At 56.8% G+C, this 20,095-nt stretch carries 22 protein-coding genes; 13 read left to right on the top strand and 9 right to left on the bottom strand.

What is annotated here, in order from left to right; all coding sequences use genetic code 11:
• Positions 1-112: 112 nt before the first annotated feature.
• Positions 113-1,330 (bottom strand): MFS transporter, encoded by a 1,218-nt coding sequence (locus HUW52_RS15490; protein WP_175554155.1) that lies wholly within the window; start codon positions 1,328-1,330, stop codon positions 113-115.
• A gap of 131 nt (positions 1,331-1,461) precedes the next feature.
• Between HUW52_RS15490 and HUW52_RS15485 the strand changes: the two genes are divergently transcribed.
• Positions 1,462-2,097 carry a TetR/AcrR family transcriptional regulator gene (locus HUW52_RS15485; RefSeq protein ID WP_175554154.1) on the top strand — a complete coding sequence of 212 codons (636 nt, stop codon included), beginning with the start codon at positions 1,462-1,464 and terminating at the stop codon, positions 2,095-2,097.
• Between the two features lie 32 nt (positions 2,098-2,129).
• Here the strand turns inward: HUW52_RS15485 and HUW52_RS15480 are convergent, their stop codons facing one another.
• Positions 2,130-2,495, bottom strand: coding sequence for a hypothetical protein (locus HUW52_RS15480; RefSeq protein WP_175554153.1), 366 nt, complete (start codon positions 2,493-2,495; stop codon positions 2,130-2,132).
• A 190-nt stretch (positions 2,496-2,685) separates the two neighbouring features.
• Between HUW52_RS15480 and HUW52_RS15475 the strand changes: the two genes are divergently transcribed.
• From HUW52_RS15475 to HUW52_RS15460, 4 genes are all read left to right on the top strand, one after another.
• The gene (locus HUW52_RS15475; protein WP_175554152.1) at positions 2,686-3,246 is read left to right on the top strand and encodes a hypothetical protein; all 561 of its coding nucleotides are present in this window, start codon (positions 2,686-2,688) and stop codon (positions 3,244-3,246) included.
• Between the two features lie 463 nt (positions 3,247-3,709).
• On the top strand, positions 3,710-4,072 hold the full coding sequence (locus HUW52_RS15470; protein ID WP_095111968.1) for a DUF6124 family protein: 363 nt from the start codon (positions 3,710-3,712) through the stop codon (positions 4,070-4,072).
• Positions 4,073-4,273: 201 nt separating this feature from the next.
• On the top strand, positions 4,274-4,816 hold the full coding sequence (locus HUW52_RS15465; RefSeq protein WP_163004794.1) for a PAAR domain-containing protein: 543 nt from the start codon (positions 4,274-4,276) through the stop codon (positions 4,814-4,816).
• Positions 4,816-5,544 (top strand): N-acetylmuramoyl-L-alanine amidase, encoded by a 729-nt coding sequence (locus tag HUW52_RS15460; protein ID WP_122599046.1) that lies wholly within the window; start codon positions 4,816-4,818, stop codon positions 5,542-5,544. Before HUW52_RS15465 ends, HUW52_RS15460 begins: the two co-directional genes overlap by 1 nt.
• 385 nt (positions 5,545-5,929) lie before the next feature.
• Here the strand turns inward: HUW52_RS15460 and HUW52_RS15455 are convergent, their stop codons facing one another.
• Positions 5,930-6,736: an HNH endonuclease gene (locus HUW52_RS15455; protein WP_175554151.1), complete on the bottom strand. Its 807-nt coding sequence runs from the start codon at positions 6,734-6,736 to the stop codon at positions 5,930-5,932.
• Between the two features lie 74 nt (positions 6,737-6,810).
• Complete coding sequence (locus tag HUW52_RS15450) at positions 6,811-7,614, bottom strand: 2OG-Fe(II) oxygenase (RefSeq protein ID WP_175554150.1); 804 nt, start codon at positions 7,612-7,614, stop codon at positions 6,811-6,813.
• Positions 7,615-7,879: 265 nt separating this feature from the next.
• On the opposite strand from HUW52_RS15450, the gene HUW52_RS15445 reads away from it, so the two are divergent.
• A complete protein-coding gene (locus HUW52_RS15445; RefSeq protein ID WP_175554149.1) occupies positions 7,880-8,851 on the top strand; it encodes an AraC family transcriptional regulator in 972 nt (323 codons plus the stop codon).
• Between the two features lie 701 nt (positions 8,852-9,552).
• Here the strand turns inward: HUW52_RS15445 and HUW52_RS15440 are convergent.
• Complete coding sequence (locus tag HUW52_RS15440; RefSeq protein ID WP_175554148.1) at positions 9,553-11,472, bottom strand: tyrosine-protein phosphatase; 1,920 nt, start codon at positions 11,470-11,472, stop codon at positions 9,553-9,555.
• 363 nt (positions 11,473-11,835) lie between these two features.
• On the opposite strand from HUW52_RS15440, the gene HUW52_RS15435 reads away from it, so the two are divergent.
• From HUW52_RS15435 to HUW52_RS15425, 3 genes are all read left to right on the top strand, one after another.
• Positions 11,836-12,630, top strand: a complete 795-nt coding sequence (locus tag HUW52_RS15435) for a hypothetical protein (RefSeq protein WP_175554147.1) — start codon at positions 11,836-11,838, stop codon at positions 12,628-12,630.
• A gap of 22 nt (positions 12,631-12,652) precedes the next feature.
• Positions 12,653-12,847: a hypothetical protein gene (locus HUW52_RS15430; RefSeq protein ID WP_016984893.1), complete on the top strand. Its 195-nt coding sequence runs from the start codon at positions 12,653-12,655 to the stop codon at positions 12,845-12,847.
• A 91-nt stretch (positions 12,848-12,938) separates the two neighbouring features.
• Positions 12,939-13,664: a DUF1353 domain-containing protein gene (locus HUW52_RS15425; protein WP_016984892.1), complete on the top strand. Its 726-nt coding sequence runs from the start codon at positions 12,939-12,941 to the stop codon at positions 13,662-13,664.
• A 35-nt stretch (positions 13,665-13,699) separates the two neighbouring features.
• On the opposite strand, the gene HUW52_RS15420 is transcribed toward HUW52_RS15425, so the two are convergent.
• Together HUW52_RS15420 and HUW52_RS15415 are read right to left on the bottom strand one after the other, a co-directional pair.
• Positions 13,700-14,152 (bottom strand): GNAT family N-acetyltransferase, encoded by a 453-nt coding sequence (locus HUW52_RS15420; protein ID WP_175554146.1) that lies wholly within the window; start codon positions 14,150-14,152, stop codon positions 13,700-13,702.
• An 80-nt stretch (positions 14,153-14,232) separates the two neighbouring features.
• Entirely contained in the window at positions 14,233-14,499 is a 267-nt protein-coding gene (locus HUW52_RS15415) for a hypothetical protein (RefSeq protein WP_016984890.1), read from the bottom strand.
• Positions 14,500-14,642: 143 nt separating this feature from the next.
• Here HUW52_RS15415 and HUW52_RS15410 point away from each other — a divergent pair, with 143 nt between their 5' ends.
• Together HUW52_RS15410 and HUW52_RS15405 are read left to right on the top strand one after the other, a co-directional pair.
• Complete coding sequence (locus HUW52_RS15410; RefSeq protein ID WP_034155416.1) at positions 14,643-15,083, top strand: TspO/MBR family protein; 441 nt, start codon at positions 14,643-14,645, stop codon at positions 15,081-15,083.
• Complete coding sequence (locus tag HUW52_RS15405; protein ID WP_175554145.1) at positions 15,083-16,060, top strand: alpha/beta hydrolase; 978 nt, start codon at positions 15,083-15,085, stop codon at positions 16,058-16,060. The genes HUW52_RS15410 and HUW52_RS15405 overlap by 1 nt, the downstream gene beginning before the upstream one ends.
• On the opposite strand, the gene mug is transcribed toward HUW52_RS15405, so the two are convergent.
• Together mug and HUW52_RS15395 are read right to left on the bottom strand one after the other, a co-directional pair.
• On the bottom strand, positions 16,048-16,563 hold the full coding sequence (gene mug / locus HUW52_RS15400; protein WP_175554144.1) for a G/U mismatch-specific DNA glycosylase: 516 nt from the start codon (positions 16,561-16,563) through the stop codon (positions 16,048-16,050). The genes HUW52_RS15405 and mug overlap by 13 nt on opposite strands.
• An 8-nt stretch (positions 16,564-16,571) precedes the next feature.
• On the bottom strand, positions 16,572-17,195 hold the full coding sequence (locus tag HUW52_RS15395; RefSeq protein ID WP_175554143.1) for a TetR/AcrR family transcriptional regulator: 624 nt from the start codon (positions 17,193-17,195) through the stop codon (positions 16,572-16,574).
• A 269-nt stretch (positions 17,196-17,464) separates the two neighbouring features.
• On the opposite strand from HUW52_RS15395, the gene HUW52_RS15390 reads away from it, so the two are divergent.
• Together HUW52_RS15390 and HUW52_RS15385 are read left to right on the top strand one after the other, a co-directional pair.
• A complete protein-coding gene (locus tag HUW52_RS15390) occupies positions 17,465-18,595 on the top strand; it encodes an HlyD family secretion protein (RefSeq protein ID WP_016984886.1) in 1,131 nt (376 codons plus the stop codon).
• 6 nt (positions 18,596-18,601) lie between these two features.
• Positions 18,602-20,080 (top strand): DHA2 family efflux MFS transporter permease subunit, encoded by a 1,479-nt coding sequence (locus tag HUW52_RS15385; RefSeq protein WP_175554142.1) that lies wholly within the window; start codon positions 18,602-18,604, stop codon positions 20,078-20,080.
• Positions 20,081-20,095 lie beyond the last annotated feature (15 nt).

Genomic DNA, 20,095 nt, shown 5'->3' with positions numbered 1-20,095 from the left:
AGATGAGACGCTTCTGGCCGGTTGCCGACGTCGACGACATTCAGATTCAGGTCAAAAGCGCTAAGCGTGCCATGGTCGCCCTCGAGGCTCACGCAGTGCGCGCATCCGGGCATCAGTGCCCGGCAACCGCAACCGCTCCAGCAATACGCGGCCCCGATCTGAACCCATGCACCCGCGCGCCGAAGGCAATGGCAAACCCTACGCTCACCAGCACCACCATGGCCCAGGGAAACGAGGCGACGCCCCAGCGGTCGAGCAACACCCCGCCGACCACCCCGCTGCCAGCAATCGCGCTATTCCACGCCACCACATTCAACGACAACGCGACATCCGCGCCGTCACCGGCAGCATCCGCCAGTGCCGTCTGCAACAAAGTCGCCGCGCCGCCAAAACTCAATCCCCACACCGCCACGCCGATGTAAATCACCTGCGGCACATGCCCCATAAATCCCAGCACCACGCAAACGCCAGCGAAGGTAGCGAGGCTCACCAACACCGTTTTGCGCAACAGCGGCTCAACCAGTTTCGCGGTCAGCCAGATCCCCGCCAGCGCGGCGATGCCGAACACCAGCAACACCAGATCCACGCGATCGGCCAACCCCGCCGGCGCCACGAACGGCGCAATGTAGGTGTAGAGAATGTTGTGCGCCAGCATCCAGCTGATCACCACCGCCAGCACCGGTCGGACGCCCGGCGTCGTCAGCACATCGCGCAGCGACAGGCGCTGATGCGCAGGCTGTGGTGGATAGTCGGGGACTTTCACCAGCACCCATATGATCAAAATCAAAGTCAGCCCGGACATAATGCCGAACGTCGTACGCCAACCGACCAGCCCTCCCAGCCATGTGCCGAGCGGCACCCCCAAAGACAAGGCAATCGGCGTACCGACCATGGCCAGCGCCAACGCCTTGCCCTGTTGATCCGGCTCGACCATGCGCCGCGCATAACCAGCCAACAGACTCCACGCCAACCCTGCCGCCACCCCCGCAAAGAAGCGCGCCACCAGCGTCACGCCATAGTGCGACGACAGCGCCGTGATCGAGTTGAACAGCAGAAAACCAACGATGGTCAGCAACAACACATTGCGCCGACGCCAGCCGCGCGTGGCGATGGTCATCGGGATCACCGCCAGCACCGAGCCCAGCGCGTAGGCGGTGACCATCTGCCCGGCCATCGACGGCGAAATCGCAAGGCCTTCGCTGATCAGCGGCAACAGCCCGGCGGGCAGGGTTTCGGTGACGATGCAGATAAAACCGGTCATGGCCAGCGCCAGCAAGGCGCCGATGGGCAGGCGTTTTGGCGCTGCCGATAGAGTCAATGAAGGTGTCACGGGAAACTCCTTGTGAGCAAAATGTCAGACTTAAATACCGATCGATATAAAATACTGGCGGCAGCCGAGGCACGTTGTCAACGACTTATGTATCGACTAGTATCCAAATCACTTTCCGAGGAGTTTCAGCTATGGCCAGAACCGGCCGCCCCCGCGCATTCGATCGCGACGACGCCGTCGACCAGGCCATGCAGTTGTTCTGGCAACACGGCTACGACTCGACATCCCTTTCACTGTTGAAGGCCGAACTGGGCGGCGGCATTTCCGCGCCGAGTTTCTACGCCGCGTTCGGCTCCAAAGAAGCCCTGTTCGACGAATGCGTGCAGCGTTACCTCGCGACCTTCGCCCAAGTCACCGAATGCCTGTGGGACGAAACCCTGCCGCCACGCCAAGCCATCGAAACCGCACTGCGCCAGTCAGCGCGCATGCAATGCGACGACGGCCACCCGAAAGGCTGCATGGTCACCCTCGGCGTCATGAGCGCGCCGAGTCCGGAAAACGCCCACGTCGCTCAAGCCCTCACCCACTCCCGCGCCCGAACCCGCGCAGGGATCGTGGCGTGTGTCGAGCGTGGTGTGAGTGAAGGATTGTTAGCGGACGACACGAACGCAGCCGCCATGGCGACGGTGTTCGACAGTTTCCTGCAGGGGATTTCCATCCTTGCTCGGGATGACACGCCGATTGAGAGCATTGATGCGGCGATTACGCAGGTGATGCGGACGTGGGATGTAGCAGCCGTGAGTGAGACTTCATTGGATTTGCAGTGATTGAAAGGCTCGCGTAGCTAAAAACCGGACAGTTACGCGACCACCTCAACATAACTCGACTCCCCGCCACCCTCGGCCCCCGACAACCACCCCCACACAAACCGCAACGTCGTCCGCCCCGCCTCATCAACCCCCACCACACCCCGCGACCACCCCGCGCGAATCTCGCCATCCGTGGTGATGCACTGATAAAGCAGCTCGATACTGTCAGCCCCGGTCACCCGCCCGACCTGGTTACCCATGCGAACATCCCCACCCGCATAAGTCCCCCAAACCGCCGCGCCTTCGACGAAGTATTCAAACACCGTGCGTGCATCGGACAAGCCCTGAGCGTTATTCGCCACGGAAAACCGGCGGTTGTGCAAACGCTCGGCAACTTGCGAAAAAGCAGATTCCATAAACCACACATCCTTAGTCGAGAAGATCCATTCCAGCCTGCGGGCATCCTAATCCATTACCTCCGCGCAGCAAGGCTCTACAGCCGTTTTCTGCCAACCCAACCGCACAGCCACGTTTGACGGTCCTACCCGCCCCACCTAGTCTGCCCAAAGCACCCTGACAGCCAAAACCGAGTTCACGAGAGGCAAGATGAACAACTTCCCAATCGTCGCCACCGTCCTCTCGATGATCCTCGGACTCTCCGTCACCCGCCTGCTGCTCGGCGCATTAACGGTATTCCGCATCCGCCGAGTAGCCAAGCCAGACTGGGTGGCGTTGGTCTGGGCGGTGATGCTGTTTACCATGCAGCTGGAATTCTGGTGGGCCGTCAACGCACTGTCGGCGGTGAAACAGAGCTTCTCGTTTCTCGAATTTTTATTGTTGGTGATGCTGACACTGTCGCTGTTTGTCACGGCGGCGTTGTTGCTGCCGAGCCGCAGTGAGGATGAGCAGAACGGGTTGCGCGTGTATTTCGAACAGGATGGGCGCTATGCATTGCTGTCGCTGTCCACGTATCTGTGCCTGGGGCTGATCGTCAATGTCACGTTATTTGAGGCATCGCCGGTGGCGCTTTGGGGTTTGCTGGATGTGATCATGATTGTGTTGCCGATTGGCGCGTTTATGGCTCGGTCGCGTAAAGCGTATGCGGCGATTACGCTGATTTATGTGCCGATCAATGTGATCGACACGCTGATTTCGCTGGCGAATTAACTCCCCCCTGTAGCGAGAGAGCTTGCCCCCGATGGATCGCGAAACGGCTCCCGCTCCTCCAGTCCACAAAGACATCGCAAAAACAGCTCGAACTGCCCTGTTGAAGCAATTCCCGGACTTTGTTTAAAGACACCCCAAGTTACGTCATCCCAACCTACAACGCCTTGCGCCATTGCCTACGACTACGCCAGAATCCGCCGGCTTGTGCGCCTTGGATGCGGGTTCTATTGTGGGTCGGTCACTGAATAGCAGTGATCGGGTTTGGTAGCCCGTGTATACAAGGTGCGCAATTTCACTATTGGCGAAAGTCTTCGCCTGGCTTTTATGGTGGTCATGCGCAGGGCGCTTTCGAGCGCGCCGGTTTTCCTTGTGTCCCGGTCTACCAACCTGTGCATGGCCGCCACCCATCGTTTGGTAGCGAGTGGGTGATGGCTCCTTTTAAGCGACACAAGGGAGTTACATCATGTTCAAGATCACACCGAATCCGCCAGAAACCGATCCGATTGCGGGCGACGAATCGCCAGACGCCAAGAAATTCAACGAAGCCGTCGACCGCGCCCTCTCGCATTACCTCGGCCCTGCCCCGGAAATCATGCTCACCCCGTACCAAACCAACAAGATGTTTATCGCCAACCCGAACACCAAGACTGAGGAATTGCTGGTGAATGCCAGTGAATCACTCGGCTCGGCATCGGTGATGCTTGGGGATGTGATCGGGCTGGTGCAGGGACCGGCACGCAAGACGCTGCAAGGCATTGCACAGGTGGTGATGCTAGGGGAGTTGGCGGTGAATCGGGCGTTGGACAACGTGGTGCCGACGGAGTAACGAAGTCCCCTCCATTGCGGCAGTTGATCTGCCGCCATGGAGGGATCAGCCGAAAAAACTAAAGGGGGACGCTCCTGCTTTCTGGCGAGTTTTCATAACTCCTTTACCTCGTCCTGCTAATCGCCCCTTCACTCCGTATGGTCCGTGCCCAGTCTTTTATGCCAAACTTCGACTGACGTAATTTCTACAAGGATGTTTGATATGTCGGGAAAACCTGCAGCTCGTATTACTGATCCCACTTCCTGCCCTCTGCCTGGGCATGGGGTCAATCCAATAGCCTCTGGATCTCCAGATGTTTTCTTCGACGGCTTAGCCGCCGCACGACAAACAGACAAAAGCGCATGCGGAAGCGCAATTGTCGGCGACGTCGCCTCTACGGTTCTCATCAATGGCTTGCCTGCCGCAACCTTGGGTAGCACCGGCGCCCATGGCAATAACGTCATCAGTGGTTCCGGCACAATCGTAATCGGCAACTCCCACACGCCCGCTCCATTTACACCACCACTGCCATTAGTCCTGCCAAATACCTTCGGTCAATCATTCAGCGTCCTTAACAGCGAAACGGGCGAGCCATTGGCACTTAGGGATTATGTCGCCACCGTCGACGGCGTGACGATTACGGGCGTGACGGACGCGAGTGGCGTAGCTCATATAAAAGCCCCATCGAAAGACTCAAAAATCTCACTGCATATCAAGTTCAGTGCGCCAGCAAGAACGCTTGACGAACTATCGGAGGGGCAGTAATGGCCGAAAATTTTTCGACGAAAGCAACAGCTCAAAAAATAAAGCCCGGTGAATTCATGTGCCCCATCCCCGTGAAAGTGGATGATCGAGCGGCGACACGGGAGGCCATTATTAAAAACATCCGTTCATCTGGAGGCACCTTTACTGAACGCTCTAGCTGGGGAGCAGCCAAGGCCAAACCTGACATGGAGATGGATTGGGATTACTCAATGATTGCTCTGCATCATGCAGGCCGCTCATACGAATGCACTCCGGGCGGCGCCAAGCAAATGAAGGGTGTTCAATCTCATCACATGGGCAACGGATTTGATGACATTGGCTATCACTATGCGATTGCTTGTGACGGAACGGTTCTTGAAGGACGTGACATTAGATTTTTAGGATCAAACGTTCATCTCTTCAATACAGGCGTAATCGGTATTGTGCTCCTGGAGAACTTGACTACCGCAGAGGAAGGCGGAGACATAGTAGCGAAAGGTAGGGAAACACTGGAGTACTTCGGGGTCAGCACAACAAACGTCATTCCTGCGACACAAATTGATTCGTTGCTGCGTTTGATCGACGTTTTAAAGGGAGTTTTTGTCATTAAGAATTTTGGTGGCCATCGTGAGTACCCTGGCCAAGTGAGCGAAGGGAAAATCTGCCCCGGCAATATTGGTATGGAGCTTGTCAGAAATATCCGTACCAAGACCGGACTTTTACCGCCACCGAAGCCAGGTGCGGAATGAAATATTTCGTACTCGCTATTTTAACGTCGCTGCTACTCATTCTGAATATTGGCTTCTACAACGAAGTTTCTGATGCCGAGGTCAATAGAATATTTTTCATTAAAAAGCACCTAACGTTTCGAGTGCAGTTTTTTAATATTCACGCCAATGATGGCAATCATCGACGCATAGAAAAACTAACGAGCGAGCAGAGACAGGACATCATAGATTATTGCAAATACAGATTAGGTATCGACTCAGAGGTTACGACCCAAACCGATATCGAAATGTGCTCGAAGAGATAGGACCAAAAAGGTGGATAATGAAGGGAAAATCTGGGACCAGATCACTTCAGATCATGGTGATCTGGCACTGTTACTCCCATCATCTACGATTTTAAAAGCTATTACACGACTGCGTTTTTGTTAAGACGCTGATACTTATCCTTCAACTCTTCCACCGACATTGATGGACGCTGAGTATGAACCATAGCGTGGCAATTCGGGCATAGGGGAACAAGGTCCTCTACCGGATCAATTTTATAGCGTTCATACCTTGTGCTAATGTCAACTCGATGATGTACATGTATATAGCCTTTACCAAAGTCACCGTACACCTTACCAAAGTTAAAACCACAAACAAAACAATCGCTACCGTACTTATCAATACAAGCTGCACGTGCTTCTGGATTCCTCTCGATAGCGGTAGCTCTGATATCCCAGCGCCTCCCTTCCTCAAAAATCTCTTCCTTTATAACTCTTTGAGAGTCGCATTCAAAAAGCGTCCAACGAGAGTTTTGACCTGAACTTTCCTTACCACCGACCTCTTTCCAAAGAGCCTCCGCATCTATTGATGTTAAACACGCAGATCGTTGATGCCCATAACCTTTAATTTGCTCAAGATTGCTTTCAAAAATATATGGGCCAACCACTTCAAAAACACAACAACGCTTGCTTTTAGAGGTAACTATAACGAGATCACCCTCACTCATCCTTTTATAAAGATTCCACAAACTTGGCCCACCAAAGTTTGAATTCTTTAATTCTGGATATGATCTGGAAATCAAACCCCCTATTCGTCGGGAACCATCGATAGACGCACCACGCAAATCACCAATCTTACTCCACCCAATTGCAATTCGGCTTCGCTGCTTCATTTCCTCAATTGCGCCAGCACTATCCTCATGATGGGCTACAAGCCGCCAAACTTTCATTCGAACTCCTTTTTGACTTGCATGGTATCTCGGATATTCGCAATTTGCTCTCAGCGCAATGCGTTAGAGCCCCTTCAACCTTTCTTCTTGAATACCTTACTCACGTAATACCTCAAACTCCACCGATCCTTCGGCCGCGGCTTATAGTGCGTTTTATTCCTCTGCCCCGGCTCCCCACCCACCCCACTCGCCGTGTAGTAATAAAGCGCAATCGACCTCCGAGTGATGTGCTCCGGCGTAGTCAACGGCTCCGGATGCCCATGGTTGCTATCCTTATCCGTATTAAAAATCACACACCGGTTATAAACGGGCAGCACCTTCTTCAGACACTTCTTCATCCCCACATCCCAAAGCTCCAGGTTGCCGCCGTACGCCTCCTGCCAGTCCTCGGTCAGGTAAATGATCACGTTCAGCCGTCGCTCAACATTGAGCTTTTTGTTCAACCGAAAATCCGAGTGCACGCCGAGGAAGCCGCCGGTTTTGGTTTCGTGCAGGCCGCCGCCGGCGAAATAAGGATCGGGGATCAGGCCTTGAATGCCGGTGAGTTTTTCGAGGAATTCCAGCATGGGGGCGGAGTTGAAGGTGTTGAACACGTTCTTCAGGTACGGGCTGCAGGCGTTGGGGCTGATCTGGCGTTTGAGTTGACCTTTGTAGCCGCGCTCGTAGGTCTGTTCGTTGTTGGTTGGTTCGACCGGAAACTGTTCGCGGATACTGGCGATGACGTCGGCTTGCAGGAAGTTGTCGATGATGATGTGCGGGAATGGTGTGGCTTGGGTGTATTCGCTGGTCAGCGATTCGCCGAAAGCGCTGGCGGCGTTTTGGTCGAAGTCGAGTTCCGGGGTCATGGTAATGGGGAGTGTTTGTGTGTTGGCTTGCATTGCCGCTCCGATGATTTTGGGCTTTCAGGGCTGGGCAAACAGGGGCTGGGGCTTGGCGCGGTGCCTGTGTTTGCTTGCTGAGTACAGTGGCGAGCAGGTTGCCATGTCGGCCATGGCCTGCCGAGTGTCCGTTGCGTAAACGTAGTGCGGCGCTGTAACGACATGTTTCTGGCTGTCACAAACGCGTCATATTTCCTCTGCTAATCTCTTCGGCGCCCTGCCCTACACCCCAGTCCTAGAGCCCCCAACCGAAGGTGCCGCCAAGGTGTTTCCAACTCCTGTTCGCCAGCAAATAATTCTGCGCTCCGACAATCTTCGTTCGGACGACTTCGGCGCCCTCTTCTCCAAATTCTTCGGTAACCGCTACGCCGACAATCCGCCGCTGCCGTCGAACATCATTATTGGCGGCGTTTACGGTCGGCACGATGGCGTGAGTTTTCGGCGGATGCATTATCACGGTGATTTCACCGTCGCTTTCCCCGATCCACAGGATGAGATCACGTTCGTCATTCCCACTGCCGGCAAGATTGTTTTCAACCATGCCACCGAGTCCGTCGGGGTGTCGCACGTGGGGCTGGCGATCGATAAGGCGGATATCCGTTCGATGCGTTTCTTTGACGATCACGCGCATCACGGGATGTCGATCAATCGGCATCAGCTCACTGAGCGACTGTCGGCGCTGTTGGATAAGCCGATTCTGCAAAAGATCGTTTTTGAGCCGAGTGTGGATCTTGAGACGGCAGCGTTTCAGGGGATCAAGGCGTTGATCGATCTAGCCACGGGGACGGAGTTTGATCTGCTGATCAACAGCGGAACGTTGATGCCGTCGCGGTTGCGCGAGATGTTGGTCGATGCTGTGTTGGAGGCTTGGCCGCATAACTTTTCCGAGGCGTTGCGGCGGCCCACGGCGATGGTTGCGCCGCGGCATGTGAAGTTGGCGGTGGAGTTTATCCAGGCGCATCCGGAGCAGTTGGTCAGTGGTGTGGATCTGGCGCGCTTGAGTCATGTGAGTCAGCGGGCGTTGCAGGAGGGGTTTCGGCGGTTTGTCGGGATGTCGATTGTGGCGTATCAGCGGCAGGTGCGGCTGGAGCGGGCTTATGAGGATTTGAAGCGGCGGGGTTCGGGGTCGGTGACTGAAGTGGCGTTGCGGTTTGGGTTTAGTAATGTGGGGCGGTTTTGTCGGTATTTTCAGGGGGCTTACGGAGTGAGTCCGGCGGAGTTTCGGGCTCGGGGGTGATTGGGTAACAGGTTTGCAAGGTAACTTGTGGTGAGAAGATTTAGCTAAAACGTCGCACCGCGCCGATGGGCCGCTAAGCGTGGGGATGGCACGCCGGCGCGGTTGATCGAGGAGTGGGCGCGGAGGCGTTTGACCGAGTTGGCCAGTTGATTTTGCGGTAACTGCTTTCCCCTCACCCTAGCCCTCTCCCCGAGGAGAGGGAACCGAGCCGGGGATATTGAAGATCTACACCGACCTGAGAGTCTTGCTTTGAATCCATAATCGCCTCGATCTTTCAGGTCGATGCATGACGCAAGACGCCTCGGTCAGTCCCCTCTCCCACAACCTCATATACAAGCGCAAGGGACACTCGCAGGTTTTGTGGTGGGACTGCCTCTCATCGGAACGCCGCCCGCCCATCCCTCTCCCGAGGGAGAGGGAGCCGATTGGTGGGCTTTTCAAAATTTGAGCTCGACTCGGTATGCCACGTCGGTGTAACTCTTCCAATCCACGCGGTCAGTCCCCTCTTCCTTCGGGAGAGGGGCTTTTGATTGGCTGCTATTGGATGGAATCAAATTTGTGGGAGCGGGGTTGCTCGCGAATGCGGTGAGTCAGTCGGTTTGATGTTGACTGGTCTGGCGCTTTCGCGAGCAAGCTCGCTCCCACATTGGGTTTTGGGGTGTTTGTTGGATGGGGTCGTCCTTCCTTGACCCCGTTTTGTTTTAGAACGCGTAGCTGGCCTTGAGGCCGCCGTTGGAGCCGTGGCTTTCGCCGCCGCCGTTGGCGCCCACTTCTGCGCCGAGGCTCAGGGCGCCGAGGCTGGCCATAACGTTGACGCCACCGCTGAACTGGTCGCGATTATCAAACGCGGCGCGTTGTTCGATATCCAGCCCCAGCAGGTGGCTTTGGCTGTCGACCTGGTTGTCGCCCAGTGTGCGTTCGTATCCGACTTGTACGCCCGGCACCAGTTGCCATGCGCCCATCGCCACCGGGGCGAAGGCGACGTTGAGGTTGGCGACGGCGCTGCGGCGGGTGGCGGTGTTGTCGTCGACGTCGAGTGCCAGTTCGCTGCCCTTCTCTTTGAAGCCGTTGAGGTCGAGGTGGCTGACTCGGAAACCGAGGCTTGGCTCGAACGTCATACCGTTGACCGGGGCGCGGTAGCCGAGGGCGACGGTGGCGCCGCTGAGGTTACCGTGGGTATCGCCCTTGGCAGTGCCGAGGCCGCCACCGAGGTCGCGTTTGCTGTCGTAGTCGATGTAGCCGGCGCTGGCGTTGGCATCGAGGAACAGGCCTTGTTCAAGGCTGGTGAAGCCGTAGCGCGCGCCGACGTTGAGGAAGGTGAAGTCGGTGTCGGCTTCGCCACCCGCGCCGCCAACGCTGCCGTTGCTGTAGCCGAAACCGCCGCGTGCGCTGAGTTGTTCGCTGAAGCGTTGGGTGATGCCGACCATCAAGCCTTGGCTGTGTTCATTGCTGCTCTCGGCGTGCGCCGAGCCGTCGGTGCCGAGGTAGCCGGCGAGCGCGGTGGTCCAGAGGCGGTACTGGCCGACTTTGAGGTCGCTGCCGCTGGCGAATGGTGCGGCGGCTTGTTCGATCATCGCGTTCTGCCGCAGCAGGTAGCTGGCAGCGTCGGCGTGGACCTGGCCGCCGACCTGGGATTCGACACCGCCGAGGGTGCCGGCGTCGATGGCCGATTGCAGGTAGTAGTTGTAGGCGCTGTAGGTGCCGGACAGGCTGGTGTTTTGCAATTCGCGGAGCAATTCCGCGCCAGCAGCGGCGTTGCCAATCAACCCGGCCTGACCCGGCAGGCTGTTGTATTCGACGAGTTTGCCGCGCAGGACGTAAATGGTTTCCTGCGACAGGCCGAGGCCTTGTTTGAGGTAGTTGTCCATGCTGCCGTATTGCGCGGTGACTTCATCGAGACCGGCCTGCAAGTAACTGGCCTGGACGCCGAGCAGTGGTTCGTAGATGGCAGCCATGCTTGGCGGCAGTGCTTTCAGTGTCGCGGCGACTCGGGCGGCGGTGTAGTCATTGGTCGCCAGATAGTTGGCCATGATGGTGGCGTTGTCGACACCGGCGATGCTCTGCAACACGGCGGCGGTCCAGCCGGTGCGGTCCTTGCCGGCGGTGCAGTGGAACAGTTGCGCGGCGTCGACGCTGGCCAGCTCATTGAACAGCTTGCCGAACTGGCCACGCATGCCGGCGTCGCTGACGAACGCACGGTTGGTTTGCTCCATCATCGCGATGGCGTCGGCGGCGCTTTTGAAGGAGATATTGGTGATGTTCGCGCCGGAGGTGGTGCTGCCGATGATGTCGATGTTCTGGTAGGAGGCGCCGCTCAGCATCGTGTCGGGAGTGGCGGCGATTTCGCTGGGGGTGCGCAGGTCGTAGACGGCTTTGATGCCGAGGCCGTTGAGGGTCGCCAGGTCAGACGCCGTCGGGGTTACCGCGTTGGCGCGGTAGAACACACCAGCGCGCATGGTGCCGTCGTGGGCAGTGGAATACGCGGTGGTGGTGCCGGCGACATCGCGGAAATTGTCCATGCCCTGAAGGCGCGGCGTGTCGAGCGGCACAGGCTCGGCAGCGTGGGCGGCGGCGATGGACAGGCTCAGTACGGACAGCGAACACAGAAGACGTTGAAACACAGTGCAGCCTCATTGTTTAAGCGTTGGGCTGGTCACTATGGGTAGGCAAGTGATACTGAATATGACAGTTTCGCTTGAAATGGAAATGGCTGCGCGATCGGGCCGTGGGGTGCGCGATTGGTCCATACCAACCCCGAAAGCACGCTCTCAAACCGTTCACGCTGAACAGGCGCTACGGAAGGGTTGCTTGAGACCATCCAGCGATCAACTTCCAACTACGGCAAATCCTCTCAAAGAGATCTATGAAAATAGATCTGCTCCAGTAGCTCAACCGATACTGGCATTCTGCCAAAACTCAACTAAGTTAAATTCAGCCCGGGGTATCGACTCACTGAACAAGCCTCATCAAAAAAAGGAGTTTTTATGAAAAATCGATTACTGGCGCTTACTTTTTTATCGCTAACGATGATTTCCGGCTGCTCATCGCTGGGATTGGCAGAGCAAAAAGAGGCCAAAATAAAAAAGATAACTGCGAACGGCGAGTTGTTGATGGCTTCCATTCCGGCACAGTTACGAGGCGTCTATATAAGAAATGAATCATCAGCCAACACTTACACCTCATGCGCAGAGCCATTCTCCGACGTCGCTGCGTCGAGTTCTGCCAAGGCGTCACTTGAAGCTACTAATAAACTAAATGCAATTCTCAACAGCCAAGCCTCCAGCACGAGTGCAGAAGGGTCAACTCGTTCCATGAGTGCAGGAAGCAATCAAGATCTACAACAAACCGCGAATGGCGCTATAGATTTTGTCAGCACAATAGTTACTCTTGATGGTCGAACACAATACGTTCTTCTCGCTAGGGAAATGATGTTCAGAACTTGTGAGGCAGCATCCAATGGCTGGTTAGGAAACAACAAGGCTGAGACAGCAACCAATGTCAAGTCAGAGCATGAAGCGATTATTGCCGCGTTAACGAGCATGGTGGCTGCAGAACAACAAAAGGCCAAGGCGCAGTCAGATCAGGCTTTGGCAAGCGTGGCGAATAAAGTGGCGGCTGGACAATTAGATTCAGAGATACTGAAGCACATGTCATCCGCCTCATCGATTGCAAGTGATTCGCTCTCGAAACAGCTAGTTAGATGCATTGAGTCAGCAAAAGATGACAAATCAAAAAGCGACTGCGCCAAAAACTACGCAAGCCAAATGAAGGGCCTATAACTTCTAGCCCAAGGAGCCAAGCATGAGTACGTTCTCTGAGATCCTGGAAAAGGTTCGCAATAATGGTGATAAAATTTACGTCGAATTTTCTGGCGGAGTATATCCCGCCACAGTCACCATATTCGTCGATGACTACGTTCAGTTATTAGTCGAGTATAACAACCAGAAACTCAAAGTTCACAGACACTATACCGATGTAAGCCTGGTCGGCGGCTAATGAAAAACTTTAATTATATCTGCACTTTGAAAGCTACCCACTCACTTTAGATTCATGTCTATCAGGAGGACAAATCCTCCAAGGCTGAACAATGAAAAATCTACTGGCAATTATAATTCTGGCCCTTACAACCAATGCCTATTCGGCAGACTGGGGAAAATTTTCAGGACCATTGAGAGTGGAGTTCCTTCATTCCAAACACGATGTCAAGCTCTTGGGAGACTTTGCGTACACAGGCCCGGGACCTGAGAAAATCTTCTGGTTCGCTCCTAAAGGTACTGTTACAGACGGTGCGTCTATACCACAGATAGCCTGGTCGGTTGTGGGTGGACCACTTGATGGACAATATCGCAATGCAGCAGTAATTCACGATGTAGCGTGCGTAAACAGGAAACGAAGCTGGCAACAGACTCATATGGCTTTTTACACCGCAATGCGTGCAGCAGGTGTAGATATTACAACGGCAAAAACCATGTATGCAGCCGTCTACCATTTTGGTCCCCGCTGGGCGGAACCGACACATATCCTGCTACCAAGGACAAAATCAAAACTAATCACCTCAAAACTCGAGGAGTTCAACGCAGATCTGCCTGCTGGCAAAAAAGCAATATTGATAGATGAGGGGCGGACCATCAGTAGGAATGTATCCACTGGTTTTTTGAAGAGTGAGCAGGTAGATGAAGTGGTCGGAGCGGTAATTGAGGTTCAAGAACAACAACCTCAGCCGTCAAAAGAGGCTTTCGAAAAAATGAGGCAGGAAATCAAGGAAAAGAACCTGAGCCTCTCCCAAATTGAACAACTGCCCGTTGCTCGGTAACTGAAACAGAGCCAAACATGCGGCGACGCCTCCAATCAGGCGTCCAGCGCCTTGCGCATAAACACCCTGGCAAACCCATCCTCATTGGCGCGATGGGTTTGCTGATACCCGACCTTTTCATAGATGGCGATGTTCTCGACCATCCGTTCATGGGTGTAGAGCCGCACCGCTTCGCAGCCCAGTGTCAACGCATGTTCTTCACAATACGCCATCAGCTGTTTGCCGAAACCGTTGCCCTTATGACTTGGCGAAACGGCGACGTTGACCAGCAGCAGCTCCGTTCCCTCTTGGCTCGTTACCAGTACGCCGACGATTTCATCGTTGTCAGTCAGCACAAAAGCATCTTTCTGCTCGATTACCTGCCGATAGTCATCAAGCATCGGCGAAGGTTCTCTGCCGATCCGGGCGATGTAGGGTGAGTAGGCTTTGTTGACGAGAGCGGCGATGGCTTCAGCATCGTTCGGTTGAGCGCGGCGCAGGGTAGGCAAGGCTTGTCCTCCAGGCGAACAATGAGGTGTGCGCTCAGCATGCGATGGATCGCGGCCGTTGCCAACGTCTGCATCACGCTTCAGTTAGTTTGGCTGACAACCTTGATGTCCGTTATCCCTACCCGCTCGGCATGTTCAAGAATCTGCTCGGGGGTCGAATCCGCTGTGGGCATGATCAAACTGTTTTCCGCATCGCCCACATGCAGCTCCAGCAGATGCATCGCGGCCTCGTGCTTGGCCAACTGCTGCTCCTTGAGTTCAAGCAGAAAAGTCCGAGGCTCGCCGTTGAATCGATATTCGATGTGATAGGTGTACATGATGTCATCCGCGTCAGTAGAAAAAGGCAACTGATTATCCTGACGCAGTGGTCAGTTTTTAGTTCAAATTGAATCGCCCCTCAGACCCATCTGGAATTCATGGCAAACTTTTCGCTCGCCGGGGCGTCCCTTTCTTAAACCCCTTACCGGCTGATCTCAGCCAAGGACTGGCGATGACCTTTTTCATTTTTCTTCTGGCCTGCGCGGCTGCGGCAACCACCGGCGTGATGTTCAAACCGGGGCCGTGGTACGAAGGGCTGAACAAACCCCGCTTCACCCCGCCGAACTGGGCATTCCCGCTGGCCTGGACGATTATCTATCTGCTGCTGGCCTGGGCCGGCTACCGCTTGAGCCTGATCCCCGGCAGCCAGACCGTGCTGGCGTTGTGGGCGGCGCAGATTGCGCTGAACACATTGTGGACGCCGGTGTTCTTCGGCGCGCATCAGGTGTTGGCGGCGATGGTGATTCTCACCGTGTTGTGGCTGGTGGTCGCGGCGATGGTGGTGCTGGCGATACAACTGGACCTGATCACTGGCTTGATCCTGTTTCCGTATCTGGCGTGGCTGTGTGTGGCGGCGGCGTTGAATTTTTCCATCCTGATCAAGAACCGCTGATGAGCAATGCCAATTGGGGTACTGCAACACCGTGGCCGCAGGGCGAACGCGAGTTGGATGAGGTGCGCGCCTTCAACAGGAAGCTGGCCTGGCTGCCACGTTTCAAGATCCGCAATCGCCTGACGCCGCGTGTGATTCAGGCGCTGTTGCGCGTCAGCCAGATCGGCGGTTCCGGCGCGTTGCGCAAGTTTGGCCTGACAGCTGAGCGCAAGCTGATTGCTAACGTGCCGGTGCGAATCATCCGCCCCAAGGGCCGGGCGAAAGGCGTGGTGCTGGATTTTCACGGCGGCGGCTGGGTGATCGGCAATGCGCAGATGGATGACAATTTCAACGCGGCCATCGTCGACAGCTGCGAGGTGACCGTGGTTTCGGTGGATTATCGATTGGCCGTGTCCACGCCCATCGAAGGCTTGTTGGAGGACTGCCTCAACGCCACTCGTTGGTTGTTACAAGAGGCTGAGTTCGCCGGCCTGCCCGTCGTGGTGGTCGGTGAATCGGCGGGTGGCCATCTGGCGGCGGCGACACTGTTGGCGCTGAAACAATGGCCCGATCTGCTGCAAAGAATCAGCGGCGCACTGCTGTATTACGGCGTCTACGACCTGACCGGCACGCCAAGCGTGCGCAGCGCGCCCGCCGACACGCTGGTGCTCGACGGTCCCGGCATGGTCGAGGCCTTGCGCCTGCTGACGCCGGAACTGACCGACGAGCAACGCCGCCAGCCACCGTTGTCACCGCTGTACGGCGACTTCAGCGGTTTCCCGCCGGCGCTGCTGTTTGCCGGCGAACTCGATCCGCTGCGCGACGACACTCTCGACATCGCCAGGCGCTGGTCGCAATCAGCGCCGGTCGAGATGCACCTGCTGCCATCCTCGCCTCACGGTTTTATTCACTTCCCCACGGCCATTGCTCAAGGTGTGCTGGCCTACAGTCGGAAGTGGATTTCGGCGCGCGTCGCGGCAGCTCTTCAGACCGTTTGAAAACCGGCTGCCCACGCCAGCTGCCGATACGCCGTGACCAGTTGTTCCAGCGTAAACGCCAGATTGCGTCCGCTGGGATTGGGCAGCACCCAGACCGCCGCATGGCCGAACGTTTCGGCTTGACGCCCCCAGGCAATGAGCTTTTTCCCGGACAGCCACGAATAAGCCGCTTTGCCGAGAAACGCCACATGGCGTGGCTTGTAGCGAACAATCTTCTGCTCAAAATCCACCGCAGCGGCGACAAATTCCTGCGCAGACACTTGATCCGCCCGCGCGGTGGGCCGTGCGACCACCGCCGTCAATCCGCACTGATATTGCAGAATCGAGCGGTCGTTTTCCGGACGGAGTTCGTCGGGTGTGAACCCGGCCAGATGCAGCGTGCGCCAGAACCGATTGCTGCGCCCGGCAAAATGGTGCCCCTGCTCTGCCGCCAGCAGTCCAGGATTGATCCCGCAAAAGACCACTGACAAATCTTCCGCGAGAATGTCTTCGAGCGCGTTCATGAGCGCGCTCAGCCGCAGATCACGCTGACGGTGTTGCGCGCAATCGCGGTCAGTTCTTCACGGGATTTGCCTGCACGGGCGCGGATCGAAATGCTGTGCAGCAATGAAGATGCAATCACCGCCAGCGCGGCGAGATCACTATCAGGTTTCAGCTCGCCCGCATCGATTGCCTTGTGCAGACGTGCTTCCAGATCAGCGTCCAACTGACTGAGTCGGGCCGACAGCACTTGGCGAATTTCCGGGTCTTCGACGGCTTCGGTGGTCGCCGTACCGATGGCAAAGCAGCCGCGAGGCTGGCCGTCGCCCGAGAAATAAATCGCCAGTTGCCCTTCATAAAAACCGGTCAATGCCTGCATCAGGTTCAGGCTGCTGTCGGTCAGCGCAGCCTGCATGGCGGCGTGCGCAGTGTCCCAATATTGATCCAGAGCCTTGATATAGAGCGCGTGTTTATCGCCGAACGCGGCGTACAGGCTAGGCCGGTTCATGCCCGCCGCGGTGGCGATGCTGTCGAGGGATGCGCCGGAATAACCGGTGTTCCAGAACACGCCAAGAGCCTGTTGCAATGCCGTTTGCGGGTCATAGGCGCGAGGACGGCCACGGCCTTTTACTTCTGTCGGTTTATTTTGTGCCATGTCGTACAAATTCCTTGCAAGGATGAGAAGTCGCTCATATTCTTACACCATCGCACAAAATTAAGGAACCAGAAATTCCTTGGTCAACAGCTTTGTTGTGGCGCAACTCAAACGAGCTGTAGCAACGACAAACAGCGGTAAGGAGCGACCCTCCCCCACCGCGCACGGATTTGATTTTCAGCAGCCATTAATCACGTCGCGGCCACAGGCGATTGCCCCGGTCGGCCCGATGTCCCGTTTGCGCTTCAGCATTTTGGATAGAGCAGATCATGACCCAGCCAATTGATCTCACCGCAGCACATGCCAGCGCCCAGCCGATCCGGGATCTGGCGGACGCCCCGCCTAAAAAACCGCTAAAGCAAAGGCTGCGACCACTGTTGATGGCCGGCCTGCCAGCATTGTTCGCGGTCATCGGTTACAGCCAGTACCGGGCGAACGAGCCTTTCGTCTCCACCGACAACGCCTATGCCCGCGTGGCCAAGGCGTCGATCAATGCGCGGGTGTCCGGGCAAGTGGTCGAGATTGCCGTTGAAGACAATCAAATCGTGCGTAAGGGCCAAGTGCTGTTTCGCCTCGACCCGCAGCCGTTACAGATCGCGGTCGACCGCGCCGAAGCTCAGTTAGGCAACGCTCGCCTGCGCATCGACGGCCTCAAGGCCAGCTATCGCCAGCAGCAGGCCGAACTGCAATCGGCACGGGCATCGGCGGACTACGACCAGAAAGAGTTCGCCCGCAAGAAAGCACTGATCGCCAGCGAGTTCGTCTCACGGGCCGCTTATGAGCGCGCCGATACCGACCTGAAAGTTTCACGCCAACGCATCGCTTCGATCGAGCAACAGATCGCCAGCACCGTGGTCTCCCTCAATGGTGATCCCGACATCGCCATCGACCGGCATCCAACCGTACGCGAAGCCAAGGCGCAGCTCGACGAAGCGCAGCTCTATCTGTCCTACGCCACAGTGACCGCACCGGCCGACGGCATCGTGGCCAAGGTCGACGACTTGCAGGTGGGCAATTACGTCAGTAACGGCAGCGCTGCGTTCGCGTTGATTTCCGATCACGAGACCTGGATCGAAGCGAATTTCCGCGAAACCCAGCTCACCCACATGCGCCCCGGCCAGACCGCGACAATCACCCTCGACACTTATCCGGATCGCCCCTTCAAGGCCCACGTGATCAGCATGAGCCCCGGCGCCGGCGCGGACTTCGCCCTGCTGCCGCCGGAAAACGCGACGGGCAACTGGGTGAAGGTGGTGCAGCGCGTACCGGTGCGTCTCGAACTCGACGACGCCGACCCGGCCATGCCGCTGTTCTCCGGTACCAGTGCCACGGTTGAAGTCGACACCGGCCACCGCACGCCGTGGTGGTATCCATTCAAGTCGTTGCTCAGCGCGGGGTAATGCGTGATGAACACCATCGCTCGCAACAACGCTGCCGATCTGCGTGGATTGCGCTTCGTCGCGCTACTGGCGACTTATCTGCAATCGATGAATCTGCCATTGCCCAATGCCGCACTGCGCTTGATTCAGGGCAGCCTATCGATGACTGACGATCAGGCCGGGTGGATTTTCACGGCTTATCTGGCCGCCAGCGCGATCACTTTGCCGATCGCCCAGTGGCTCGCCGCCGCCTTCGGTTTGAAGCGGGTTTATCAGATCGCACTGGTGCTGTTTGCCCTGGGCCTGTGGCTCGGCACGCTGGCGAGTTCGCCGCTGGAATTCATCGCCGCGCGCATTCTGCAAGGCCTGGCCAGTGGTGTGCTGGCGCCGCTATCGATGGCGATTGCCCTGGAAACGCTGCCTGCGGAAAAGCGTCCTGCGTTCGGCGCAAAATGGACAGCGCTGGTGCTGTTCGGCATCGTCAGCGGGCCGAGTATTGGCGGACTGATCTGCGAGTACTTCGACTGGCGGCCGATGTTCTACCTCAGCCTGCCGCTGACGGCGTACATTTTTCTGGTGGCGACGTTGCTGCTCGCCGAGAAAAAAGCCGAGCAGCGTCCGCCTTACGACTTTTTCGGTTTCGGCACCTTCACCCTCGGCATGATCAGCCTGCAGATGCTCCTCGACCGGGGCGAGCGCATGGACTGGTTCGACTCGTTGGAAATCTGCATCGAAGCGCTGGCCTGCGCGCTCGGGCTGTACCTGTTCATCGTCCATCGGTGGACCGCCAAGGTGCACTTCGTCAGCAAAGCCTTACTCGCTGACCGCAACTTCATGCTGTCGACAGTGATGTTCTTCGCCCTCGGCTTCGTCCTGCTGTCAACCATGGCGCTGACCTCGCCGATGCTCGACGAAATCATGGGCTACCCACCGGACACCACCGGGTTTCTGACCATCCCGCGTGGCGTCGGCCTGGTTGGCGCGTTTCTGTTGATGGGCCGTGCGCCGCACTGGATCGACACTCGCCTGTTCATCGCTGCGGGCATTGCCCTGGTGGTCTACGCCAACTGGCTGATGCTCGGCTACTCGCCGCTGATGGACTGGAAGCCCGTGGCGTGGAGCGGATTCATCCAGGGAGTCGGCCTGGGCGTGTTGATGCCCGCGCTGAGCAAGGTCGCGTTCAGCACCCTTAACCCGGCACTGCGCCCGGAAGCCACCGGCCTGTTCAACCTGATGCGCGTCTACGGCAGCACCCTTGGTGTGGCGGTGGTGCAGATCTTTTTCTTCAACAACACCCAGGCGATGCACGTGGCGCTGGTCAGTCAGCTGACGCCTTATCGCACGGCGCTGCCGACCTCGCTGCCGGCACTGGAAGGCCTGAACCACCTGGTGACGCATCAGGCCGCGTTCGTCGCGGTGATGGGCCAGTTCAAGATTCTGATGTTGGTGATGCTCGTCGTGAGCCCGCTGGTGCTGTTGCTGCGCAAACCGGCTGCGGCCAACTGATCTTTGTGGAGTCTG

This window comes from Pseudomonas sp. 43A (genome assembly GCF_013363935.1).
In the GTDB taxonomy this organism is placed as follows: domain Bacteria; phylum Pseudomonadota; class Gammaproteobacteria; order Pseudomonadales; family Pseudomonadaceae; genus Aquipseudomonas; species Aquipseudomonas crudilactis.
Note: the sequence above shows the minus strand (reverse complement) of the source record. Positions and strands in the feature narration are given on the sequence as shown.

What these genes read in the sequence shown, in the direction of transcription:
- HUW52_RS15390 (WP_016984886.1), top strand. Translation starts at nt 17,465, where the DNA reads ATGACCCAGCCAATTGATCTCACCGCAGCACATGCCAGCGCCCAGCCG.
- HUW52_RS15475 (WP_175554152.1), top strand. Translation starts at nt 2,686, where the DNA reads ATGAACAACTTCCCAATCGTCGCCACCGTCCTCTCGATGATCCTCGGA.
- HUW52_RS15455 (WP_175554151.1), bottom strand. Translation starts at nt 6,736, where the DNA reads ATGAAAGTTTGGCGGCTTGTAGCCCATCATGAGGATAGTGCTGGCGCA.
- mug (WP_175554144.1), bottom strand. Translation starts at nt 16,563, where the DNA reads ATGAACGCGCTCGAAGACATTCTCGCGGAAGATTTGTCAGTGGTCTTT.
- HUW52_RS15435 (WP_175554147.1), top strand. Translation starts at nt 11,836, where the DNA reads ATGAAAAATCGATTACTGGCGCTTACTTTTTTATCGCTAACGATGATT.
- HUW52_RS15425 (WP_016984892.1), top strand. Translation starts at nt 12,939, where the DNA reads ATGAAAAATCTACTGGCAATTATAATTCTGGCCCTTACAACCAATGCC.
- HUW52_RS15485 (WP_175554154.1), top strand. Translation starts at nt 1,462, where the DNA reads ATGGCCAGAACCGGCCGCCCCCGCGCATTCGATCGCGACGACGCCGTC.
- HUW52_RS15430 (WP_016984893.1), top strand. Translation starts at nt 12,653, where the DNA reads ATGAGTACGTTCTCTGAGATCCTGGAAAAGGTTCGCAATAATGGTGAT.
- HUW52_RS15470 (WP_095111968.1), top strand. Translation starts at nt 3,710, where the DNA reads ATGTTCAAGATCACACCGAATCCGCCAGAAACCGATCCGATTGCGGGC.
- HUW52_RS15405 (WP_175554145.1), top strand. Translation starts at nt 15,083, where the DNA reads ATGAGCAATGCCAATTGGGGTACTGCAACACCGTGGCCGCAGGGCGAA.
- HUW52_RS15385 (WP_175554142.1), top strand. Translation starts at nt 18,602, where the DNA reads ATGAACACCATCGCTCGCAACAACGCTGCCGATCTGCGTGGATTGCGC.
- HUW52_RS15460 (WP_122599046.1), top strand. Translation starts at nt 4,816, where the DNA reads ATGGCCGAAAATTTTTCGACGAAAGCAACAGCTCAAAAAATAAAGCCC.
- HUW52_RS15410 (WP_034155416.1), top strand. Translation starts at nt 14,643, where the DNA reads ATGACCTTTTTCATTTTTCTTCTGGCCTGCGCGGCTGCGGCAACCACC.
- HUW52_RS15395 (WP_175554143.1), bottom strand. Translation starts at nt 17,195, where the DNA reads ATGGCACAAAATAAACCGACAGAAGTAAAAGGCCGTGGCCGTCCTCGC.
- HUW52_RS15465 (WP_163004794.1), top strand. Translation starts at nt 4,274, where the DNA reads ATGTCGGGAAAACCTGCAGCTCGTATTACTGATCCCACTTCCTGCCCT.
- HUW52_RS15450 (WP_175554150.1), bottom strand. Translation starts at nt 7,614, where the DNA reads ATGCAAGCCAACACACAAACACTCCCCATTACCATGACCCCGGAACTC.
- HUW52_RS15480 (WP_175554153.1), bottom strand. Translation starts at nt 2,495, where the DNA reads ATGGAATCTGCTTTTTCGCAAGTTGCCGAGCGTTTGCACAACCGCCGG.